Genomic DNA, 21,766 nt, shown 5'->3' with positions numbered 1-21,766 from the left:
GCACATGCAGGACCATTCATCTGCCCATCGGCGCCTGCAAGGGTCGCCCACGCGAAACGCTTGAGGAAGACAGCCTAGCGATCGGTCGCTGGCTGCCGACGCGGCGGGATACTGGGAGCCACCGGAAGCTTTGCCAGATCGTCCGGGTTGAGCCGGAAGGGCGCCGGGTATTTGTCGGGATCGGTGTTTTCCTCAGGCTCTGTCGAGCGCCAGGCGTAGAGACAGATCTTGCAGTGATAGACCGTCCAGATCCCCGCGACCGGCGAGGTACTTTGTACTTCGACGGTACCGGATCGGCACCGCGGACAAACCGAGCCCATCTGGTTCATTTGCCGAGTCCCTTTATCAGTGTATCGAGCTTCTTCAGCCACACGTCGGTTTGCTGCGGCGTATCGAGTTCCTGCCCATAATCGCCCCGCTTGTCGGGAGCGATCGGAGTGGTCGCGTCGATGATCATCTTGCTGGCCATTCCGCCCGGCTCGCACGCGGGATCGAGCAGATTTTCGGAGAGATTGGGCAGAACCAGCAGATCGCCCGCCGGATTGACCTTGACTGACAACGCCCACATCACCTGCCTGAGATCGAACGGATCGACATCCGCATCGACGACGATGACGATCTTGGCGTAACCAAGACCGTGCGTGGTGGTGAGCACACGCATGCCGACCGCCTTGGCGAAGCCGCCGTAGCGCGTCCTGGTCGAAACGATCACGACCAGCCCATGCGTATACAGGGCGTTGACCGCAACGACCTCCGGAAAGGTCGCGTGCAGTTGCACGAAGATCGGCGCGCTGGTCGTCATCGCCTGCAGATAATCGATTTCAGTCCAGGGCCTGCCGACGTACACGGCATCGAAGATCGGATTCTTGCGGTGTGATACCCGGTCGATCTCGATCACCGGATACTGGTGGCATCCGGAATAGTAGCCGGGAAATTCGCCGAACGGCCCCTCGGTCTCGCGCTGGGCGCCGAGTATCCTGCCCTCCAGCACGTATTCGGAACCCCAGGGGACGTCCAATCCCTTCGCAGTCTTGACCACGCGATAGGGCTTGCCCTGCATGGCGCCAGCCATCTTGTATTCGAGCTGATTGTACAACATCGGCGTCGCCCCCATCAGCGTGATCAGCGGCTCGTTGCCGAGCGCTATCGCGATGTGAAGGTCTTCACCTCGCTCTTCGGCGTGCGCCAGCTGGACGGCGATGTCGTGCTGCGGCACCGTCTGGATACCCAGGCGATTCCGGCCCTTCACCTGCAGGCGATAGACCCCGACATTCTCCACGTCGTCATTGTCCCAATCGTCCGGATCGCGGCTGATGACGCACGGCTTGTCGATGAAATATCCGCCGTCGCCACGGTTCAGGCGGAAGAGCGGCATCAGATCGTACAGGTTCACCTCCTTGTCGATCACCACGTCCTGCCATGGAGCGGTGTCCACGCGCTCCAGTTCGCCCGGGTACTGCTGGTAGCGGCGGACAAACTCGAAAAACTGGTCGCGCAGCGAAGCCTTCTTGTCCATGCCGAGCGCCAGCGCGTGGTTGGGCCAGGAGCCGTGAACGTTCATCGCCACCTGGGCGGTATGGTAACCGGCGACATTGTTGAACAATATTGCCGGGCTGGCTTCGTCGAACTTCGTCAGCGCGCAGGCGGCCGCTGCCAGGTCGGGCTCGAGATTGACCTGCTCGGCAATGCGCAGCAGTAGCTTTTCACTTTCGAGCACCGACAGAAATTCGCGCAGATCCTGATATGCCCGCATGAAATGTCCGCCTTTCCGGCGTCAGTTGTTTTCAACCCGCCACGCGCAGCGCCTCGATCTGGCGCTGCCAGCGCGGAAGTACGGCTTGCGGCTCGTGCAATGCGAAGGTGATCCCCGTGGTGACCGAGGCGTAGGGCGCCACATGCAGGCGCGATGTCTCGACGGTTGCCTCAAAGAAGGCCAGCGGCACCCCGGGATCGGAATGCGCAAGCCGGCGCGCATGCATCCGGATTTCGCACATTCCGCCGTCGAGCGAGAGCGTCAGCGTCATCCTGCCGTCACGCGCGAGATTGGCGGCGGTGCCGGACTGCGGAAAGATCGCAAAGCGGATGCGACCCGGCGGCAACGCCAGCACCTCGCCCGCGCTCAGAAGCGCGGCATGCGGCCATCCCGCCGCGTCGATGGTGGACAGACGCAGCGCCTGCGTCTTCGCCGCCAGGCCGGTACCGTCGAGATAGCTGGCGAATTCCGCCGGCATCGTGCCTGCTGCCGCGCTCTGCGGACGGGTATATGCGTGCTCGGCCTCACCCATGGTCGGTCCCCCTTGTTGCGATGCGCGGCAATTCGGCAGCGGTCGGAGCTTCCCTGTCCGCGCGCATGCCGCTCCAGCGCTTGAGCTGCGGCATTTCCAACCCGAACAGGTCGAGCACCCGCCCGACCGTGTGGTCGATCAGGTCATCGATGGTTTTCGGATTGGTGTAGAAGCCGGGCATCGGCGGGGCGATGATCGCGCCCATCCGGGTCAGCGACAGCATGTTCTCCAGATGGATTTCGTTCAGCGGGGTTTCCCGCGGCAGCAGCACAAGGCGGCGTCGCTCCTTCAAGGTGACGTCGGCGGCGCGCGCTATCAGTCCGTCGGCGTGGCCGAAACGGATGGCGGATAATGTTTTCATGCTGCATGGCGCGACGATCATGCCGTCGTGACGGAATGAACCGCTTGCCATCGGGGCGCCCTGATTGTCGCGCGAATGCACGACGGAGGCCATCGCGCCAACTTCGCGGGCGGTGTAGCCGGTTTCCTTTGGGATCGTGACCTCGGCCCACCGACTCACGATCAGGTGTCGCTCGACGCCAAGTTGCTCAAGTGCCGCAAGGAGACGGACGCCGTAAGCAGCACCGGTAGCACCGGTTATTGCAACGATAATCCGCATCTACGCTCCCGCGTCAAATGCCTTTCCGTAAATCCTAGCCAAGGCTCCCGCCGAGCGCAACCTTGGATGGCCATCCGCGCGTTCATGCGCGACGGTCCAGCGGCGACGGCCCATTTTCGCCGGGTTTATGACGCGCGGTTGAGCGCAAGAACTTCCGTCTATTGCGAACGACAACTGCCGGGTAGCGATCGTTGATCGCCTACCTCTTCTTCCACCCGCCCCGATGCCCCGGTGCGCCGCCGCTGGAGCGCGGGGCGGGGCCGAACTCGGGGCCGGATTGGCGGGAGTCAGTGGGCTGGAAGATCTTGCTGCCGCTGTCGGGCGAAGGTTTGCGTGGCGTGGCGCGGTCCGGGCGGTAGGGCAGGGATTCCGGGCCGTGCATTTCGTCGAGATGGGGTTTGTGGACTTTTGAGCCCGAACCGCCGCTCGCCTTGATCGCCGACGACACGCCCTTCTTCTTCATCGCGCTGACAGGCAAATTCGCTGCCTCGCCATACTTTTTCGTCCCCGCATAGGCGCCGGCCTGTTTCTGCACGCTCCGCTGTTTGGCGGTGGGGTCGTCGACAACGGCCATTTCGGTGGCGCGGAGGCGTTTGACTTCGTCGCGGAGTCTGGCGGCTTCCTCAAAATTCAGGTCGGCGGCGGCTTCGCGCATCCTCGTTTCGAGGTCGGAGAGAACAGCCTCGAAATTGTGGCCGATGGAGATGACGTCATCCGCCATGCCGCCGTCGCCGATCTCGACCAGCACGTGGTCGCGCTCGTAGACGCTGTTCATGATGTCGCCGATGGACTTCTTCACGCTCTCCGGCGTGATGCCGTGTTCGGTATTGTATTCGACCTGCTTTTCGCGGCGGCGGTTGGTTTCGGCGATGGCGCGCTCCATCGAGCCGGTCATCTGGTCGGCATAGAGGATTACCTTGCCGTCGACGTTGCGCGCGGCGCGGCCGATGGTCTGGATCAGCGAGGTCTCGCTGCGCAGAAAACCTTCCTTGTCGGCATCGAGGATCGCGACCAGCGCGCATTCGGGAATGTCGAGGCCTTCGCGCAACAGGTTGATGCCGACCAGCGCGTCGAAGGCGCCGAGGCGAAGGTCGCGGATGATCTCGATGCGCTCAATGGTGTCGATATCGCTGTGCATGTAGCGCACGCGAATGCCCTGCTCATGCAGATATTCGGTGAGGTCTTCGGCCATACGTTTCGTCAGCACCGTGATCAGCGAGCGATAGCCGGCCTGCGCGGTGGCGCGGACTTCGCCGACGAGATCGTCGACCTGCGTGCGGGCCGGGCGAATGTTGACGGGAGGATCGATAAGTCCGGTGGGGCGGATTACCTGCTCGACGAACACGCCGCCGCTCTCGTTCAGCTCCCAGCCGCTCGGGGTTGCCGACACCGCGACGCTCTGCGGGCGCATCATGTCCCATTCCTCGAACCGCAGCGGACGGTTGTCCATGCAGGAGGGCAGGCGGAAACCGTATTCGGCGAGCGTCGCCTTGCGGCGGAAGTCGCCTTTGAACATGCCGCCGATCTGCGGCACGGTGACGTGGCTTTCGTCGGCGAACACCAGCGCGTTGTCAGGCACGTATTCGAACAGCGTCGGCGGCGGCTCGCCGGGGCGGCGTCCCGTGAGGTAGCGCGAATAGTTTTCGATGCCGGCGCAGCTCCCCGTCGCTTCCATCATTTCGAGGTCGAAGGTAGTGCGCTGCTCCAGCCGTTGCGCTTCCAGCAGGCGGCCATGGTTGTTGAGCTCGTCGAGCCGGAGCTTCAGCTCGCTCTTGATCGATTTGATCGCCTGCACCAGCGTCGGGCGCGGCGTCACATAGTGCGAGTTGGCGTAGATCTTGATGAATTCGAGATCGTCCTGCTTGTGGCCGGTGAGCGGATCGAACTCCTCGATATTCTCCACGGTGTCGCCGAACAGGTTCACGCGCCAGGCGCGGTCCTCATAGTGCGCCGGGAAGATGTCGATGACGTCGCCGCGCACCCGGAAGGTGCCGCGGGTGAAATCGGCCTGGGTGCGCTTGTATTGCAGCGCCACGAGATCGGCGATCAATTGCCGCTGGTCGATGCGCTCGCCCTTCTTCAGCGCAAAGGTCATCGCGGTGTAGGTCTCGACCGAGCCGATACCGTAGATGCAGGACACGGAAGCGACGATGATGACGTCGTCGCGCTCCAGCAGCGCCCGCGTCGCCGAGTGGCGCATGCGGTCTATCTGCTCGTTGATGGAAGAGTCTTTTTCGATATAGGTGTCGGTCCGCGGCACATAGGCTTCGGGCTGGTAGTAGTCGTAGTACGAGACGAAATATTCCACCGCATTGTCGGGGAAGAAGTTCTTGAACTCGCCATAGAGCTGCGCGGCCAGCGTCTTGTTCGGCGCCAGGATGATGGCGGGGCGCTGCGTGGCCTCGATCACCTTGGCCATGGTGTAGGTCTTGCCCGAGCCGGTGACGCCGAGCAGCACCTGCGTGCGGTCGTTGCGGTTGATGCCTTCGACCAGTTCGGCGATCGCGGTCGGCTGATCGCCCTTCGGCTCGTATTCGGACTTGATCTCGAAGCGCACGCCGCCTTCGGATTTTTCCGGACGCGGCGGACGGTGCGGGGTCCAGACTCTGATCTGGCCGTCATCGCCCTTGAATTCCGGGCGGCCGTCACGGATCAGATTCTCCAGCGCGTCGGCGGTCGCCTTGACGCCGAGCGCTTCCATCTTGTTGCGCGGCGGTCGGGCCAGCGCCTCGTCGTCGTCTTCCGCCGTCGGCAGGCCGAGCTGGCGCGCGAGTTCGGGATCGAGCGTCGGGATGGTGGCCGAGGTGCCGTAGTTGGCCTGGGGGGCTTCTTCGAGGCCCTGCGGGGATGCGTCGCGCTTCGCGACATCATCGCTGGTTCCGCGGGTCGAGGCGCGCGCACGATGCGCGGCGGCCTCGCCGCCGGCGCGGCGATCCCAGGAATTATCCGGCGGCGGCTGCAGGCCGGTGCCCGAGCCCATGCCGGCATCGCCGCGGTTGAGCGCGGGATTGAGCAGTTCGGCCAGTGCCGGCCCGATCGGCTGCACGTCGGGCCGATGCGCCTTGGATTTCGGGGTTTTGCCGGGCTTTTTGGGAGTGTCGGGTTTCTTCGCCATCCGGCGAATATGGGATGAGTCAGCTAGCGAGAAAAGGGCAAACGGTCTCGCGCGCAATGCTGCGCGTCGTCATGTCAGCAGATGTCAGCAAGCCGATTCGGAACCGCCGCGCCTTACGCCGTCAGCGGGGCTGTCGAGGGATTGACGATATCCAGATGGATCCCGCCGCAACGGGTGCATCGCATGGTCCAGTACTCGGCGCCGGCGCGGCCGGGGATGATGCGCAGGACCGCGAGCGAGGCGCTGCAATCCGGACAGCTCAAGAGCACCGGCGTCGCCTGAAGGGTCTGTTCGGGAAGGGGTACGGAGATTCGGCCGGCCGGCGCGTGGCCGGTAGTTCCACCTGCAGCGCTTACGGATTCGCGAACCGCGGCTTGAAACGATCGATATGGGCCTTCGCGTCCGCGATCGCCGCTTCCGGATCCGACCACGCGAAACCGACTTCGAGGGTCGGAAACGCCATTCCATCGATCACCACCGGCTCCTGGTCGGCCCGTTGAATCCTGGCGTGCCATAGCCCTCTCCCTGCTTCGAACGACTGAATTTCAAAGCCGCCATAGATCATGGCGTGTCCCCCGGATTGTCCCATGGGACGAGAGAAGCACGGGTGGGTAAAGCCCGATGTGAACGGCTTCACATGTTGCGGACTTTTTCGGAGGCGTTCCCCGGATGCGGCGCAGCGCCAACAGCGCGTTCACGCGCGTCTTCGACGCGCTATGGCTTGCGGCGTGGTGCGCTGCTATTCCGGGGTCCATCGGCTGCGAGCGGGCGTGGATCCCGGCTCTGCGAAGCGTCACCATAGCGTGTCGAAGACGCGCGTAAACGCGCTGATGGTGCCGCATCGCGTCCGGGACACGAGAGCGTTCCGACCCTCACCGCCGCGCCAAAATATGATCGGCGAGCACGGCCGCGTCGTCGCCGACGCCGGACAGGAACGAGGAGTTCATTTTCGACAACCATTGCAGGCCGAGGAAATACAGGCCCGGCACGGCTGATATGCCGTTGCGGTGGACGGCTTCGCCTTTGGCGTCGGTGACCGGAAGATCGATCCAGCCGAAATCGACGCCGTAGCCGGTGGCCCAGATCACCGCGGAGATGCCTTCCGCGGCGAGGTCGAGGTGCGTGAGCGGTGCGGTGACGCAAGGCGGGTCGGCGAATGTCGCGCGGGCGTCGGGGTCTTCGGGCAGCTCCATGCGGCGCCGTTTCACATAGGCGTCCACCGTGTCGAGGAAAGTGGTGTAGACGAGGTCGCCATCGCTCATGCTTTCGGCAAGGCCGGGTGCAATCTCGATCACGCCGTGATGCGCCGCCTCGATGCGTCCCACCAGGATCATCCCGTCGGTGGCGAAGTTGCGGAAATCGATGGTGCGGCCGCCATAGGCGCCCGAAATGACAGGGCCCAGGCGTGCGGGCCCACGCTCCTCTGGCGTAACCTGATCGAGGCGCATCTCGGCGAGCCACCAGATCAGGTCGCGGCCGCGGTAGCGGCGCGGCAGGCGGCGGTGCCTTCCGACCGAAAGATAGACGCGGCGGCCGGCCTGCAACAATTCCTCGGCAATCTGCGCGCCCGACGCGCCCGCGCCGGCCACCAGCACCGCGCCCGGCGGAAGCTGTCCGGGATTCTTGTAGTCGGCGGCATGGACCTGGAGCACGGGATGATCGCGCAGCAGGTCAGGGACGAGGTTGCGCTGATAAGGACCGGTGGCGACGACGACATTATCAGCCGCGATCGTGCCGTCGCTGGTCTCGGCGATGAATCCTGCGCCGTCGCGCTTCGAGAGCTGCGTTACCGCGACGCCGCAGCGGATCGGCGGCGCGACGAACCCGGCATAGGCCTCGATGTATCTGATGATGTCGTCCGTGTTTGAAAAGGCATCCGGATCGCTGTGCGGAAACGGAAAGTCCGGCAACCGCACCGACCAGTTGGGAAACTGGAATTTCAGCCCGTCCCAGCGCTCGCTGCGCCAGCGTTCGGCAATCCGATGGCGCTCGAGCACGAGGTGCGAAAGCCCGCGCTCCTTCAGCCGGTGGCTCATCACGAGGCCAGCCTGGCCGCCCCCGATCACGAGCGTTTCGATCTTTTCATCCGGCATGTCTCTGGCCCCTGCGGCGCATGGCGGGTTCTGCCGCCGCGCGGATAATCCAGCGCCGGAACGCGGCGAAATCGCGCTGCTCCGTGCTGAAGCCGCGATACACCAGATACCAGCGCATGCCTTTCGGCACGCTTAACGCAAACGGCGCGACCAGCCGGCCGGCGGCGAGGTCGTCGTCGATATAGGGGCGGATGCCCATGGCGATGCCGAGGCCGTCGACGGCGGCCTGCAGCGCCTGGCCGTAAAACTCGAACTCCGGTCCGCGGGCGGTGATGCGGGCTGTGCCGGCGGCCTCGAGCCAAGAGGGCCAATCGTCGGGCGAATGCGCCACCCGCAGAAGCGTCGGCCCCTTCAGATCGCTGGGGCGTTTGAGCGCGTTCGCAAGGCGCGGCGCGCACACCGGCAGCAGGTCGGCGGCGAACAACGGCTCGGCGATCAGGCCGGGCCATTCGCCGTCGCCCAGCTTGATGCCGCAGCTCCAGTCCTCGCCGAACGGCACCGCGGCGCCGCCGGTGGTAATGCGGACGTCGATATCCGGCTCCTGTTTGCGGAAATCCGCCAGCCGCGGGATCAGCCACTTCATCGCAAAGGTGGGACCGACCCCGATGGTCAGCACGCGGACGCTGGAGGGCGCGGTGACCTGCGCGGTCAGGCTCGCCAGCGCGTCGAAGATCGGCGTCAGCCCACTTTGATAGGCGCGGCCCGCCGCCGTGGTGGCGAGGCGGTTGGCCTTGCGCTCGAACAGCGCAACCCCGAGCCGCTCTTCCAGGAGATGCACCATCCGGCTGACCGCGGCGGCGGATACGTTGAGCTCGGCCCCGGCGGCGGCAAAGCTGCCGGTCCTGGCCGCAGCCTCAAACGCCTTGATACCGTTGAGAAAGAGCAGTCGCCGCACATAACCCTCAGGAAAACTGATGCCAGAGCAAGATAACTCAGTTTGCGCGCGCCGTCCAAGCGCGGCAGAAATATGATTGTGGAGATTCCGATGACGGCCCTGATGATCGCAGCCCTCGGTGCGTTGATGGTCGCGACAGCGTTCCTGTCGGGCCTGTTCGGCATGGCCGGCGGGATGATCCTGATCGGCGTGCTGTTGATGCTGATGCCGCTGCCGACCGCGATGGTGCTGCACGCGATCACGCAGATGGCCTCGAACGGCTGGCGCGCCTTTCTGTGGCGGGCGCATATCCGCTGGCGGCCAGTGTTTGTTTATCTGATCGGCTGCGGGCTCGCGCTCGGCGCCTGGTCGATCATCCGCTACGTGCCGGACAAGCCGATCGCGCTGCTATTGCTCGGGGCGACGCCGTTCATGGCACGGCTGATGCCGAAGAACCTCAAGCCCAACCCTGATAGCATCGCGCAGGGCTCGTTCTACGGCTTCATCTGCATGGGGCTGATGCTGATGACCGGCGTCTCCGGGCCCCTGATGGACACGTTCTTTCTCGGCGGCAATTTCGGCCGCCGCGAGGTGGTGGCGACCAAGGCCACCTGCCAGGTCGCCAGCCATCTCACAAAACTGATCTATTTCGGCGGCATCATCGACCAGGCGGCGACGCTCGATCCGGTGCTGGCGGCGGTCGCCATCGCCGCTTCGATGCTCGGCACCACGCTGGCGCGGCGCATCCTGGAAGCGATGAGCGATGCGCAGTTCCGTACCTGGGCGAACCGGCTGATCACCACGGTCGCGGGCTACTACATCCTTTACGGAGGCTGGCTGTTGTTCACGCGAACGAGCGCAATGGCGTTTTGAGTTTGACCGCTTCTGATGCGGAGGCGCGGATGACCGAGGCAACGGACGCACTGGTGCTCGACCTCGTCGAATGGATCGGCCGCGAGCCGCGACCTTATTCCGAGGTGATCGAGACGTGGCGCACCTCATGCCCGCGCCTGACCATCTGGGAGGACGCCGTCGATCGCGGCTACGTCGCGCGCCAACTGGGCGCGAAGGTTGCGATCACCGAAAGCGGCGCCAAATTTCTGCGCGAGCACGGCCGCGGCGGTTGAGGTCCATCACATTTGCGCGTGCCGACGCCGGCGCCGATTGACATGCGCCGGCGGTCCGCCCAAATTCATGCAGTCGCATCTTTCTTGCGAAAACAACAATCTAGCGCATAGCAGGATCGCCCATGATCGACCTTCACTACTGGACCACGCCGAACGGCCACAAGATCACGATGTTCCTCGAAGAGACCGGGCTTCCCTACAAGATATTCCCGGTCAACATCGGCAAGGGCGAACAGTTCAAGCCGGAGTTTCTGGCGATCGCGCCGAACAACCGCATTCCTGCGATGGTCGATCACGAGCCGAAGGGCGGCGGAAAGCCGGTCTCGATCTTCGAGTCGGGTGCGATGCTGCTGTATCTCGCCGAGAAGACCGGAAAATTCCTGCCGTCGGATCTCTACGGCCGCTATGACGCGATCCAGTGGACGTTCTGGCAGATGGGCGGGCTCGGGCCGATGGCCGGGCAGAACCACCACTTCAGAAATTACGCGGTAGAAAAAATCAAATACGCCATCGATCGCTACGTCAACGAGACCAACCGGCTCTACGGCGTGCTCAACAAGCGCCTGGCGGACCGCGAATTCATCGCCGGCGACTATTCGATCGCTGATATGGCGAGCTATCCTTGGGTGGTTCCTTACAAGAACCAGGATCAGAACATCGACGACTTCCCGCATCTGAAGCGCTGGCTGGAGACCATCCGCGCCCGGCCGGCGACCGAGCGTGCCTATGCCAAGGCGAAAGAGGTCAATCCGAATTTCGGCCAGCCCGTCAACCGCACCGAGGAGGAGCGCAGGATCCTGTTCGGCCAAACCGCGGCGGTGGTGCGGTAGGCGAGGCGGTCTATCCCCGTCATTGCGAGCGAAGCGAAGCAATCCATGCCTCCGCTTGCGGAGCGATGGATTGCTTCGTCGCTTCGCTCCCTTGCGCAAACGCTTCGCGTTTGTCGCAGGCAATGACGTTCTTGTTTCGGGCGCCGACTTCGCACACAATACCGGCATGCCACTCAAACTCTACGAACTCGTCGGCACCGACCCATCCCGTCCGTTCAGCCCATTCTGCTGGCGCGAGCGGCTGCTCGACGCGTTCGATGGGCTGGCGCGGAAGTCGCCAAGCTATTACGGGTAGGCTCGCCGATGCCGGGTTCTGCAGATGCGACATTCTCCAGGGCCGTCATCACGGCCGCAGAGCCGCAACTCTTCGTCGCCGACATCACATCGTCCTGCGATTTCTTCGTGAAGACGCTGGGCTTCGCCATCGTCTTCACCTACGGCGAACCGCCATTTTACGCACAGATCATGCGCGACGGGGCACGGCTGAACTTGCGATGCGTCGAGCAATCCGTGATCGACCCGGTTCTGCGCGACCGCGAGGAATTGCTTTCCGCCTCGCTTACCGTCGCGAGCGCGGAAGAGATCGAGCAACTCTCCCTGGAGTTCCAGGCCGCAGGTGCGACGTTCTTTCAGACGCTCACGCGCCAACCGTGGGGCGCCAGCGATTTCATCGTCAGAGATCCCGACGGTAATCTTTTGCTGTTTGCGGGCCCTGCGGAGTACTGCCGCGATGTCGGCGCCATCGCGTGTTGATTGGCAGCAGGAACGATGACGTTCGCCGATGCAAACCAGCAGGCAATGATTGCGCGACTGTCCGGAATATCGCTTAGATTGTAAATTAGTTCTATCCGATAACGATGTTAGCCGTGACGTAAATTGAAGGCGTAGTCTTATCCCCTTGGTGGCCGTCGGGAGAGACGCGTCATGATCGACTTTGAAGCCAAATTGGAGCGGTTTGAGACTCTCGCTGACGAATGCGACTTGCTCGGCAAGTTGTCGGCGGATGCGGCGAAGCGCGAGTTATACCTGCGCCTCGGCCAGCATTACCGCGAACTGGCTGACGACATGCGGACGGTGATTGCGACCAAGACGCCGCTTAGTCCAGCGGAATATCACGCCTGCCGTCAGCGGCCGGCATAGACCGGCGGCCGGCGCTCGATCCAGGCATTGATGCCTTCGCCGAGATCGCCGGTGGGCACGACCGCGGCAAATTGCTCGCTCTCGACCTGCAGCCCTTCGCCGATGCCCATGTTCAGTCCGCGGGTGACCGCCGTGATGATCCCGCCGACCGCGAGCGGCGAATGTCGCACGATACGTGCTGCCAGTTCGCGCGCGGCCGGCAGCAGCCCATCATGCGGCACCACCTTATTGACCAGCCCGATCTCTAGCGCCTGTTGCGGTGAGAAAGGATCGCCCGTCAAGAGCAGTTCAAGCGCGCGCTTGCGCCCGGCGAGCCGCGGCAGCCGCTGCGTTCCGCCGAAGGTTGGCGGCATGCCGAGATTGATTTCCGGTTTGGCGAAACGCGCTCGCTCGCTGGCGATGGCCAGATGCACGGCCTCGGTGATCTCGCATCCGCCACCGAACGCCAGGCCGTTGACGGCAGCGATCACCGGTTTCCTGAATGCTTCGAGCCACGCGGTCATGGCCTGTCCGCGCCGGACGAAGTCGCGGATGGCCGTATCGCGGCCGCGACGGACGCTGCCTGCGAATTCGTGGATATCGGCGCCCGCGGAGAACGCGCGTTCGCCCGCGCCGGTCAGGATTACCGCGCGCGCATCGGCGTTGGTTTCAATGGCGTCCAGTGCCGCCATCAGGCGGTCGATCAGATCGTAGTTCAGCGCATTGAGCTTGTCAGGGCGGTTGAGCGTGATCAGCGCAATGCCGTCGCTGATTTCGAGCAGGATGGGGTCGGACATCAATGGCTCCGCAAGTGACCGTGGCTGCACGCACCCTAGAAGCCTGTCCGCGTTGTGTATATTCACTGGTTAGTATACATGGCTGACATGGCACGATCTGCGATCCCGACACGCGAACGCATTATCTCGGCGGCGAATGCGCTGTTCTACAATGACGGCATTCGCGGCGTCAGCGTCGATGCGGTGGCGGCGAAGGCCGGTGTCACCAAGCGAACACTGTATTATCATTTCAAGAGCAAGGATGATCTGGTCGCCGCGTATCTTGCCGCCCGCGACCAGCCGAATCTCGCGCTGTTCAGGCAATGGTTCGCCGAGGCTGACGACGGGTTGCCGGCCCAGGTCGAGCGCATCTTTCGCAACCTCGCCCGCTCGGCGCGGCATCCGAAGTGGAAGGGATGCGGATTCCTGCGCACATCGGCCGAACTCGCCAACATGCCCGGTCATCCCGCGATGAAAATCGGCGCCGCGCACAAGAAGAAGTTCGAGGAATGGCTGCGTGTGACTTTTGCTTCGGCGGGGATCGCACAGGCGGCGCAGCTCGCGCGCCAGATCCTGCTGCTGCTCGACGGCTCATTCGCCGTCGTGCTGCTGCACCGTGATCCCAGCTACATGGAAACGGCGGGCGAGGCGGCGCATGCGTTGATCGAGGCGGCGCTTCCTGTGCGAGGGAAGCGACGCGCGCGATAGTTCGCCGTCATTGCGAGCGAAGCGAAGCAATCCATCGCGCCACAAGCGGAGCCATGGATTGCTTCGTCGGCTCCCTTGCGCAAACGCTTCGCGTTTGTCGCAAGCAATGACGGCTAGAGAGAACGGCGGTCAAACTCCCCGCGCGTTCGCAGCACCTCGAGCACCGCGCCGAGGTCGGGTACAACGGCAGCGCATCGTGCGCGCGACTCTTCCGTCGGCGTCACCATGTCAGGCACCATGATGGTGATGGCGCCCGCCGCATGCGCAGCCGCCACGCCGTGGTTGGAATCCTCCACCGCCACGCAAACTTCCGGCTTCAGGCCGAACCGCGCGGCCGCCAGAAGATAGAGATCGGGGCTCGGTTTTCCGCGCGCGACGTCATCGCGGGTCAGGATCGTTTCAAAACGGTGGCGAATTCCCGCCAGCGTCAGATGCGCGTCCGTCGTGCGCTGCGACGAGGAGGTGACGATCGCCATCGGGCATTCGGCGGCCTGCAGCGCATCCAGCAGTTCGACCGCGCCGCTCTTCAGCGGCAGGCCTGCGCTGAGAATTTCATCGCGATTGCTGACGAAGGCCCGGCTTATCTCCGCAAGCGGAAAGCTCTCCCCATAACGCGCGTGCAGCATGGCCTCGCATTCCGGACCGGGGAGGCCGACCATCGCCTGACACAGCGTCGTGGTGTCGTCGGTGTAGCCATGCATCTTCAGCGCCGCGACCAGGCTGTCGAGATAGACGCGCTCGGTGTCGAGCAGCGTGCCGTCCATGTCGAGCAGGACGGCGCTGACATTCCATCTCCCGGTCACGTCGCAGCCTGCGGCTGCGCGCTGTTCTGCGAGTTTGCGCAGGCAGTCCGGGCAGAGACAATCGCTGCCGTCCGCCGGCATCGGCAGACGGAACGCCTCGTCGGAACACCAGCACGGCCCCGACAGGCTGCAATTAAATTCGGTGCCGCAACCGATGCAGGCGAGGCGGCGCGTGGGCTGATTTTCCAAACGATTTGTCATTAACAAGGCCGCATCCTGACGCGGAATTAATCCCGGGTTCATGCCGAAGCGCGTTATACTCGGCAGCTACTATACGCCCGGGAAATTCTAAGGGAAATCCGATGGCCCGCGATTCGCAAGCAGCGCTTGTTGCGCTCAATCGCTTCGGACTGGGCGCGCGCGGCGGGGCCTCTGGCGATATTCTCAATGCGGCCTCCGATCCGCGCGGCTTCGTCAAGCAAGAACTCGCCCGTCCCAATGGCGTGCTGCTCGAAGTGCCGGGACTGCAGTCGACGCCGGCGCTCGGCAAGGCAGTGTTTGATTATCAGTTCGAGATTCAGCAGGCCCGCGACGCAGCCGCCAAGTCTGCGGCGCCGGCGCCCGCGATCGAAGGTCAACCGCCGGCGGATGCGAAAGCGCAACGGCGGAACCTTTCGCTCAACAGCATCGCCATGGACATGGCGCCCAGAGAACCGTCAAGGGAAGCGCCGGCGAAGCTGCCGGAAAATCCCGATGCGGCCATGGCGTCCGCCGAGGCGATGCGGGCCAATGCGCCCAAACCGCCACCGGCACCACTCAACGTCATCCAGAAAACCTTTCGCGCCGAGGCGCTGGCGCGGTTGCAACGCGCCGTCATCGCCGATTGCGGATTCACCGAACGGCTGGTGGTGTTCTGGTCCAATCATTTCTGCATCTCCGCCAACAAGGGCGGGCCGGCGCGAATGTGGGCCGGCTCGTTCGAGCGCGAGGCGATCCGGCCGCACGTGCTCGGGCGTTTCGGCGACATGCTGAAGGCGGTCGAGCAGCATCCTGCGATGCTGTTCTTTCTCGACAACCAGCAATCGCTGGGCCCGGATTCGCGCGCCGGCAGAAACCGCAACCGGGGACTGAACGAAAATCTCGCCCGCGAGATTTTGGAACTGCATACGCTCGGCGTCGGCGGCGGCTATTCGCAGGCGGACGTGACGTCGCTGGCGAACATCATCACGGGCTGGACCTATGCGGGAAGGCTGGGCCAATTGGGTCCGCCGGCCTCCTTCGTGTTCAACGCCAATGCGCATCAGCCGGGCGCGCAGCGGGTGATGGGAAAAATCTACGACGCGTCAGACGTAATGCAGGGCGAGGCGGTGCTGGCGGATCTCGCGGGCCATCCCGCGACCGCGAAATTCATCGCCGGCAAATTCGTGCAGCACTTCGTGGCCGACGATCCGCCACCGGCCCTGGTGGCGCGGCTCGCCGATGTCTTCACGCGAACCGACGGCGATCTGAAGGCGCTGGCGACGGCGCTGGTGGATTCCGATGATGCCTGGAAGGCGCCGCCCTCAAAGATGCGCTCGCCTTACGAATTTCTGGTCGCGGCGGGCCGGCTGCTGGCGCAGATCCCGAACAATCCCGGCCTCTATCTCACCGCTCTCAATGCGCTGGGCCAGCCGCTGTGGGCGCCCGCCGGGCCGAACGGTTTCCCTGATACGAACGCGGCCTGGGCGGCGCCGGAAGGCATCAAACTGCGGCTCGATATTTCCGCGCAGATCGCCGCACGGCTCGCCGACGGCGTCGATCCGCGCGATCTGCTCGAACTCGTTGCCGCGGATGCGGCATCATCAGAGACCCGACGGACCATCGAGCGCGCGGAATCGCGACAGCAGGCGCTGGCGCTGTTGCTGATGTCGCCGGAATTCCAGAGGAGATGACATCCATGGAAACGACAATGGATTGCGAAAGCCTGAGATCATCGGTCGTTTCGCGACGCTCGCTGTTGCTCGGCGGCGCTTCCTTTGCGGCGTGGGCCTATTTGCCGAAATTCGCGCGCGCCGCCGACGGCCGAGATCCGCGGTTGGTGGTCGTCATCCTGCGCGGCGCGCTGGACGGGCTCGCTACCGTAGCACCAATTGGCGATCCTGATTATGCCGGCCTGCATGGTTCGATCGCCTTGTCGTCGAACGGGCCGAACGCGGCCTTGCCGCTCGACAATTTCTTTTCGCTGCATCCGGCGATGCCGGAATTTGCACGGATGTATCGCGAGAAGAATGCCGCCGTGATTCACGCGGTGGCGACATCGTATCGCGACCGTTCGCATTTCGACGGGCAGGATGTGCTTGAAAGCGGTTTTGCCGGGCCCGGGCGGGTGCAGTCCGGCTGGCTCAACCGCGCGCTGGAAGGGCTGCCGAAAGGCGAGCGGGTCATGAGCGCGCTCGCGGTCGGCCCGACCACGCCTTTGGTGCTGCGCGGCGCGGCGCCAACCGTCGGCTGGGCGCCGGTCGCGGTGCCGCAGGCCGCGGAAGATACCGCGATGCGGCTCGTGGAACTCTATCAACACCGCGATCCCGCGCTTGCCGCCGCGTTGAAGCAGGGCCTCGCGCTCGACAAGGCTGCGCAAGGCGACGACATGAAGCCGAAGCCCGGCACCAATGGCGTGGCCGCGATGCGGCTGGTGGCGCGCGGCGCCGCCAAACTGATGGCCGCCGATGACGGCCCGCGGATCGGCGCGCTCGCCTTCGACGGCTGGGACACGCATGCGAACGAAGGCGGGCCGGTGGGGCGGCTGGCACAATTGCTCGGCGGCCTCGATGGCGCGCTGGCGGAATTCGAAAGTGGGTTAGGCGCGCGCTGGCGCGACACGGTAATCGTGATCGCTACCGAATTCGGCCGCACCGCGCGCATCAACGGCACACAGGGGACGGATCACGGCACCGGCACCATCGCGCTGCTCGCCGGCGGCGCGGTGAAAGGTGGCCGGGTGATCGCAGACTGGCCGGGGCTGAAGCCGGCCAATCTCTACCAGGGCCGCGATCTCGCCCCGACCACCGATCTGCGCGCGGTGATGAAGGGCGTGCTGAAGGACCAGTTCGGGTTGGCCGAGAAGGTGCTGGCGGAGAACGTGTTTCCGGACAGCAGCGCCGTGAAGCCGATGCAGGGGCTGGTGGGGTAAGGCGCTAGTCCCAGCCACGGTGTCGTCCCGGTCAGCGGCAGCGCTCTGATCCGAATCGGCTGGTAGTTATTTGAGCGCCGTTTTCAAAGTTGCCGAGGGATACTCGCCGAAAGCCGCATGATAATACTTCGCGAAGTGTCCGGGATTGCTAAATCCACAATCGTAGGCCACCGAGGTCACGGTCGTTTCGGGTGTTGCATGCTCAAGCATATGCTTTGCATGCCGCAGCCGAACCTGCCTGACGAAGGTCATCGGCGACACTCCGCGGCTCTTCTTGAACGTGAAGAACAAGCTGCGGACACTTGCGTTCGCGACATGGGCTAACGCTTCAATGGTCAACGGTTGGTCCCAGTTCTGCTCAACGTATTCTTCTGCGAGACGCACGTGCCAAGGTGCGACCGATCGAATCGGGTCCTCATCAAGCAAATGACTGTAATTGTGTAGATTGCAATTGAGGTAAGAGACAACAAGGGCCTGCTCGAGCTCGGCCAATACAAGGTCGGGAAGCGGAGCATCGACACGATCCAATTCGCCGACCACAAACTCAACCAGGCGACGCTGAGCAACCGCCATTGCTGGAATGGGTCTCACGTTCGTCGCCATCCGCTGCGGATCGACGGGTCGATCGATGAGCGCGCTGAGCGTCTTGATCAGCTTCTGCGGTCTAATTCGGACGATCAGGTGTTCAAAATCGCATGAATATTTGAGCCGCATATCTGCGTTCGGCCCGCAGGCGGTCCCATGGCCGGGCGATACTTCTCCCTCAGTCCCGTCATTAACAACGGAGCCGAGACCGCGAATGGGAAAGCCCTGGAGATAGGTATCGCCGTGCGAAAGGCAGAGTGCCAAGGGCGAACCATAGCGGCCGTAAGTCACGCCAACATCCTGCATTTGCCGATGGTTGAGGCATCCCTCGAAACTCGTTTGGTTCCCGCGTCCCAAGTCCAGCGACCACACAGAAAAAAGGCCAGACATGCGTTGGCGGAGTTCGTCAACGTCGCGTGTGCGGAGCGCCGGAAATCGGCTTAACGGCTCGTACCGCATGCTGAAAGGCTCGGCACAATTGGGCCAAAGGCTGCAGTAACAGAGTAGCGCAAGCCTGCCATCGGGTGAAACACTCGATCGGCGTTTGAACGAAACAAAATGTCGCGGTCCGGCGTGGGCCAATTCAATGATCGAGGTCGCGTCCGACACGAAGCCCGAAAGCCTCGGCCAGGCCGGCCGCTGGCAGAGCCCCTACCACGACGCGATGCTCGATCACGACAAGAACGTGGGAACGGTGCTCAAGGCACTGGACGACCTCGGCATCGCCCAGGACACTTTCGTCATGTATTCGACCGACAACGGGCCGCACATGAACACCTGGCCGGATGCAGGAATGACGCCCTTCCGCAGCGAAAAGAATACCAATTGGGAAGGAGCCTATCGGGTGCCGGCGATCCTCCGATGGCCCGGCAAGATCAAGGCAGGTCAGGTGTCGAATGAAATCACCGCTCACCACGACATGCTTCCGACCATTCTGGCGGCTGCCGGTGAACCGCAGGTGAGCGAAAAGCTGCGCACCGGACAAAAAATTGGGGACGTGACCTACAAGGTCCACCTCGACGGATACAACCTCGTCCCGTACCTGACCGGGCAGACCGCAAAGAGCCCGCGAGAGTCGTTCCTTTACGTCAACGACGATCAGCAATTGGTGGGATTGCGATACGACAACTGGAAGGTCGTGTTCATGGAGCAACGCGCCAGCGGACAGTTGCTGCTCTGGGCCAATCCCTTTACCAGCCTGCGCGTTCCAAAGATCTTCAATCTCCGTACCGATCCTTATGAGCGGGCGGACATCACCTCGAATACGTACTACGATTGGTTGTTCGATCACGTGTTCCTGCTCGTGCCAGCACAGGATTACGTGGGCCAGTTCCTGACATCGTTCCGTGACTACCCGCAGCGGCAGAAAGCAGCGAGCTTCAATCTGGACGAAGTCATGGAGAAGCTGAAAGAGCCGAAGTAGCTCGTCGCCCTACTTTCCGCGGTCCGACGATTGGCGCGTCATCGTCGGACCGCGGAGGAACGTTTCTCCGACAAGCGGGAATGTCGGAGACGGCAGAAAGCGCTCTCGTTCGTTGTTGAGTCCACAGTACGCCAAATGGGAGGAATGACGATGAAAACGAAACTTGCAACGGCTCTTGCGGCATTCGCCTTGGTTTCAGGATTTGTAGCCGCAGGCACCAAGGAAGCCAGTGCTGTCGTGTACTGCCAGTACATCAGCTATCCCGCCGGCTGCGTTGTAAGGCCCGGCGTCGTACTTCGGCCAAGGCCGGTCGCACGGGCCGCCGCGCGCGAGGCGGTGCGCCTTGGAACACCCATGAATCGGGGTGGGCCAGTCAATCGCGTCGGTAGATACTGACGTTTCAATGCCGTGAACCTATCAACTTGTCGTCCCTGCGAACGCAGGGATCCATACGCCGCGGCCGGCGGAAGGGGCACGCCGCGCGACCGCTTCGCTTCGGCAGCCCACAGCGCTAGTTGATTAACGCAGAGCGTCCGCCACCATGCTTCCTCGATGGATCACGCGGTATGGGTCCCTGCTTTCGCAGGACGACAAGTCACTTCGTAATCTGATCCACCTCCGCCATCTCCTCCGCGCTAAGCGTCCATCCGATCGCTTTCACGTTCTGTTCGACCTGTTCGACGCGGGTGGCGCCGGCGATGACGCTCGATACTTGCGTGCGCGACGCCAGCCAGGAGAACGCAAGCTCCAGCATGGTGTGGCCGCGGGCTTGCGCGAACGCCTGCAGCTTTTCGACGATGTCCTCGTTACGCGCCGTGACGTAGCGGTCCTTCAGCGCGGGTGCCTTGGCGAAGCGGGTGTCGTCGGGGGCGGCGGCGCCGCGCTTGTATTTTCCGGTGAGGAGGCCGCTCGCGAGCGGGAAGAACGGCAGCAGGCCGAGCCTGTATTCCGTTGCTGCCGGCAGCAGATCCTTTTCGATGTCGCGCACCACGAGGCTGTATTCATCCTGGCAGGAGACGAAGCGGCTGACGTTCATCTGCCGCGCCATCATTTCCGCTTCCGCGATCCGCCACGCCGGAAAATTCGAATTGCCGATGTAGCGGACTTTGCCTTGCCGCACCAGATCGTCGAGCGCCCGCAGCGTCTCTTCCATCGGCGTCAGGGGATCGTAGTCGTGCTGCTGGTAGAGGTCGATGTAGTCGGTCTTCAGCCGCGTCAGGCTCGCCTCGACGGCGGACATGATGTAGCGGCGCGAGGCGCCCTGCTTGGTGCCGTCGGGCGCCATCGGCTTGGAATATTTCGTCGCCAGCACGATGTCCTTGCGGCGGTCGCCGAGCACGGTGCCGAGCACGGTCTCGGAGCCGCCCATGCCCGCATAGATATCGGCGGTGTCGAACAGGGTGATGCCGAGGTCGATCGCCTTGTGGATCACCTTGCGCGAGGTCTCCAGATCGGTGCGCTGGCCAAAGTTGTTGCAGCCGAGGCCGACGGCGGAAACGCGCAGGCCGGAGCCGCCGAGGTTGCGAATTTGCATGGATCGATCCTGTGGGGTGGTCGCGGGAGGAGGGGCATTGTGGCCCGCGCCACTTGGCGCCGCAAGAAGCGGCGCCACCAGCCGCCACGCTTGGCAGCTATGCGGCACAAAAAAGATGCGGCCCCGGTCAGACGCGGCGACTGACGGGGGCCGCTGGGGCGCGTGATCTGAGACGGGGGGCCTGATCAGACGCGCCCGCAACCTATCCGCGCTTTGTTACGCCGAGGTGACATCAGGACTTATCCACAGGCGGCCTGACGCGACCGTCTTCACGAAACCGTGTCACAACAGCTTGCGGTAAACGACGAAGCCGGAACGCTCCGCCACCTTGTCGTAAAGCTGCATCGCGGTGTGGTTGGTCTCGTGCGTCTGCCAGTAGACGCGGGAAGATCCCGCAAGCTTCGCCTGTTCGTAGACGCCGTCGATCAAGGCGCGGCCGACGCCCTTGCGGCGGATCGCGGCGTTGGTGAAGAGGTCCTGCAGATAGCAAATCGGCTCGATCATGGTCGTAGAGCGGTGAAACAGGTAGTGCGTCAGCCCGAGCAGCTCGCCGCCGGTCTCGGCGACCAGCGCATGCACCGGCTCGTAGGCGTCGAAGAAGCGCGCCCATGTCATCGCCGTGATCTCGGGCGCAAGCGCGGTCGCGCCCGAACGGCCGTAGAAGGCGTTGTAGCCCTCCCACAGCGGAAGCCATTGCGCGTAATCCTGACGGGTGACGAAGCGGATGGTGAGGTCGCCGGACATTAAGCGATTCCGTTTTGCTGGG

At 63.6% G+C, this 21,766-nt stretch carries 22 protein-coding genes and 1 pseudogene; 10 read left to right on the top strand and 13 right to left on the bottom strand.

Features of this window, described 5'->3' with window-relative positions:
• Nucleotides 1-74 precede the first annotated feature (74 nt).
• The 8 genes from KIP88_RS10340 to KIP88_RS10305 form a co-directional block, all read right to left on the bottom strand.
• Nucleotides 75-329, bottom strand: coding sequence for a non-oxidative hydroxyarylic acid decarboxylases subunit D (locus KIP88_RS10340; RefSeq protein ID WP_249790661.1), 255 nt, complete (start codon nucleotides 327-329; stop codon nucleotides 75-77).
• Nucleotides 326-1,753: a non-oxidative hydroxyarylic acid decarboxylases subunit C gene (locus KIP88_RS10335; RefSeq protein WP_214487773.1), complete on the bottom strand. Its 1,428-nt coding sequence runs from the start codon at nucleotides 1,751-1,753 to the stop codon at nucleotides 326-328. Before KIP88_RS10335 ends, KIP88_RS10340 begins: the two co-directional genes overlap by 4 nt.
• 31 nt (nucleotides 1,754-1,784) lie before the next feature.
• The gene (locus tag KIP88_RS10330) at nucleotides 1,785-2,285 is read right to left on the bottom strand and encodes a hypothetical protein (RefSeq protein ID WP_214487772.1); all 501 of its coding nucleotides are present in this window, start codon (nucleotides 2,283-2,285) and stop codon (nucleotides 1,785-1,787) included.
• The gene (locus KIP88_RS10325) at nucleotides 2,278-2,904 is read right to left on the bottom strand and encodes a UbiX family flavin prenyltransferase (protein WP_214487771.1); all 627 of its coding nucleotides are present in this window, start codon (nucleotides 2,902-2,904) and stop codon (nucleotides 2,278-2,280) included. Before KIP88_RS10325 ends, KIP88_RS10330 begins: the two co-directional genes overlap by 8 nt.
• Before the next feature lie 199 nt (nucleotides 2,905-3,103).
• The gene (uvrB, locus tag KIP88_RS10320) at nucleotides 3,104-6,019 is read right to left on the bottom strand and encodes an excinuclease ABC subunit UvrB (protein WP_214487770.1); all 2,916 of its coding nucleotides are present in this window, start codon (nucleotides 6,017-6,019) and stop codon (nucleotides 3,104-3,106) included.
• Nucleotides 6,020-6,371: 352 nt separating this feature from the next.
• Nucleotides 6,372-6,584 carry a hypothetical protein gene (locus KIP88_RS10315; RefSeq protein WP_108522009.1) on the bottom strand — a complete coding sequence of 71 codons (213 nt, stop codon included), beginning with the start codon at nucleotides 6,582-6,584 and terminating at the stop codon, nucleotides 6,372-6,374.
• Between the two features lie 307 nt (nucleotides 6,585-6,891).
• The gene (locus KIP88_RS10310) at nucleotides 6,892-8,112 is read right to left on the bottom strand and encodes an NAD(P)-binding domain-containing protein (RefSeq protein ID WP_214487769.1); all 1,221 of its coding nucleotides are present in this window, start codon (nucleotides 8,110-8,112) and stop codon (nucleotides 6,892-6,894) included.
• Nucleotides 8,102-9,007, bottom strand: a complete 906-nt coding sequence (locus KIP88_RS10305) for a LysR substrate-binding domain-containing protein (protein ID WP_214487768.1) — start codon at nucleotides 9,005-9,007, stop codon at nucleotides 8,102-8,104. Before KIP88_RS10305 ends, KIP88_RS10310 begins: the two co-directional genes overlap by 11 nt.
• A 90-nt stretch (nucleotides 9,008-9,097) precedes the next feature.
• On the opposite strand from KIP88_RS10305, the gene KIP88_RS10300 reads away from it, so the two are divergent.
• The 6 genes and pseudogenes from KIP88_RS10300 (at nucleotide 9,098) to KIP88_RS10275 (ending at nucleotide 12,083) form a co-directional block, all read left to right on the top strand.
• Nucleotides 9,098-9,859: a sulfite exporter TauE/SafE family protein gene (locus tag KIP88_RS10300; RefSeq protein WP_214487767.1), complete on the top strand. Its 762-nt coding sequence runs from the start codon at nucleotides 9,098-9,100 to the stop codon at nucleotides 9,857-9,859.
• A 29-nt stretch (nucleotides 9,860-9,888) separates the two neighbouring features.
• The gene (locus KIP88_RS10295; protein WP_214487766.1) at nucleotides 9,889-10,113 is read left to right on the top strand and encodes a hypothetical protein; all 225 of its coding nucleotides are present in this window, start codon (nucleotides 9,889-9,891) and stop codon (nucleotides 10,111-10,113) included.
• 122 nt (nucleotides 10,114-10,235) lie between these two features.
• Nucleotides 10,236-10,943, top strand: a complete 708-nt coding sequence (locus tag KIP88_RS10290; RefSeq protein ID WP_214487765.1) for a glutathione binding-like protein — start codon at nucleotides 10,236-10,238, stop codon at nucleotides 10,941-10,943.
• Between the two features lie 166 nt (nucleotides 10,944-11,109).
• Nucleotides 11,110-11,220: pseudogene (locus KIP88_RS46445) on the top strand (glutathione S-transferase family protein); the annotation flags it as partial.
• 26 nt (nucleotides 11,221-11,246) lie between these two features.
• Nucleotides 11,247-11,696 (top strand): VOC family protein, encoded by a 450-nt coding sequence (locus tag KIP88_RS10280; protein ID WP_214487763.1) that lies wholly within the window; start codon nucleotides 11,247-11,249, stop codon nucleotides 11,694-11,696.
• Nucleotides 11,697-11,867: 171 nt separating this feature from the next.
• Nucleotides 11,868-12,083, top strand: a complete 216-nt coding sequence (locus KIP88_RS10275) for a hypothetical protein (protein ID WP_214487762.1) — start codon at nucleotides 11,868-11,870, stop codon at nucleotides 12,081-12,083.
• Here KIP88_RS10275 and KIP88_RS10270 read toward each other — a convergent pair.
• Nucleotides 12,068-12,859, bottom strand: coding sequence for a crotonase/enoyl-CoA hydratase family protein (locus KIP88_RS10270; protein ID WP_214487761.1), 792 nt, complete (start codon nucleotides 12,857-12,859; stop codon nucleotides 12,068-12,070). The two genes, KIP88_RS10275 and KIP88_RS10270, sit on opposite strands and share 16 nt — an antisense overlap.
• A gap of 87 nt (nucleotides 12,860-12,946) precedes the next feature.
• Here KIP88_RS10270 and KIP88_RS10265 point away from each other — a divergent pair, with 87 nt between their 5' ends.
• The gene (locus KIP88_RS10265; RefSeq protein ID WP_214488019.1) at nucleotides 12,947-13,546 is read left to right on the top strand and encodes a TetR/AcrR family transcriptional regulator; all 600 of its coding nucleotides are present in this window, start codon (nucleotides 12,947-12,949) and stop codon (nucleotides 13,544-13,546) included.
• Between the two features lie 113 nt (nucleotides 13,547-13,659).
• Here the strand turns inward: KIP88_RS10265 and KIP88_RS10260 are convergent, their stop codons facing one another.
• A complete protein-coding gene (locus tag KIP88_RS10260) occupies nucleotides 13,660-14,550 on the bottom strand; it encodes an HAD-IA family hydrolase (protein ID WP_308163450.1) in 891 nt (296 codons plus the stop codon).
• A gap of 101 nt (nucleotides 14,551-14,651) precedes the next feature.
• On the opposite strand from KIP88_RS10260, the gene KIP88_RS10255 reads away from it, so the two are divergent.
• Both KIP88_RS10255 and KIP88_RS10250 read left to right on the top strand, forming a co-directional pair.
• On the top strand, nucleotides 14,652-16,220 hold the full coding sequence (locus KIP88_RS10255; RefSeq protein ID WP_214487760.1) for a DUF1800 domain-containing protein: 1,569 nt from the start codon (nucleotides 14,652-14,654) through the stop codon (nucleotides 16,218-16,220).
• A gap of 5 nt (nucleotides 16,221-16,225) precedes the next feature.
• Nucleotides 16,226-17,458, top strand: a complete 1,233-nt coding sequence (locus KIP88_RS10250) for a DUF1501 domain-containing protein (RefSeq protein ID WP_249790660.1) — start codon at nucleotides 16,226-16,228, stop codon at nucleotides 17,456-17,458.
• A 66-nt stretch (nucleotides 17,459-17,524) separates the two neighbouring features.
• On the opposite strand, the gene KIP88_RS10245 is transcribed toward KIP88_RS10250, so the two are convergent.
• Nucleotides 17,525-18,433: an AraC family transcriptional regulator gene (locus KIP88_RS10245; RefSeq protein WP_214487759.1), complete on the bottom strand. Its 909-nt coding sequence runs from the start codon at nucleotides 18,431-18,433 to the stop codon at nucleotides 17,525-17,527.
• Nucleotides 18,434-18,629: 196 nt separating this feature from the next.
• Here KIP88_RS10245 and KIP88_RS10240 point away from each other — a divergent pair, with 196 nt between their 5' ends.
• Nucleotides 18,630-19,466, top strand: coding sequence for a sulfatase-like hydrolase/transferase (locus tag KIP88_RS10240; RefSeq protein ID WP_214487758.1), 837 nt, complete (start codon nucleotides 18,630-18,632; stop codon nucleotides 19,464-19,466).
• A gap of 595 nt (nucleotides 19,467-20,061) precedes the next feature.
• Here KIP88_RS10240 and KIP88_RS10235 read toward each other — a convergent pair.
• Both KIP88_RS10235 and KIP88_RS10230 read right to left on the bottom strand, forming a co-directional pair.
• The gene (locus KIP88_RS10235) at nucleotides 20,062-21,000 is read right to left on the bottom strand and encodes an aldo/keto reductase (RefSeq protein ID WP_214487757.1); all 939 of its coding nucleotides are present in this window, start codon (nucleotides 20,998-21,000) and stop codon (nucleotides 20,062-20,064) included.
• Between the two features lie 282 nt (nucleotides 21,001-21,282).
• Nucleotides 21,283-21,744, bottom strand: a complete 462-nt coding sequence (locus tag KIP88_RS10230) for a GNAT family N-acetyltransferase (protein WP_214487756.1) — start codon at nucleotides 21,742-21,744, stop codon at nucleotides 21,283-21,285.
• Nucleotides 21,745-21,766: the final 22 nt, after the last annotated feature.

The organism is Bradyrhizobium sp. SRL28 (genome assembly GCF_018596315.1).
In the GTDB taxonomy this organism is placed as follows: domain Bacteria; phylum Pseudomonadota; class Alphaproteobacteria; order Rhizobiales; family Xanthobacteraceae; genus Bradyrhizobium.
The sequence above is the reverse complement of the archived record's forward strand: the minus strand, read 5'-3'. Positions and strand labels throughout refer to the sequence as shown.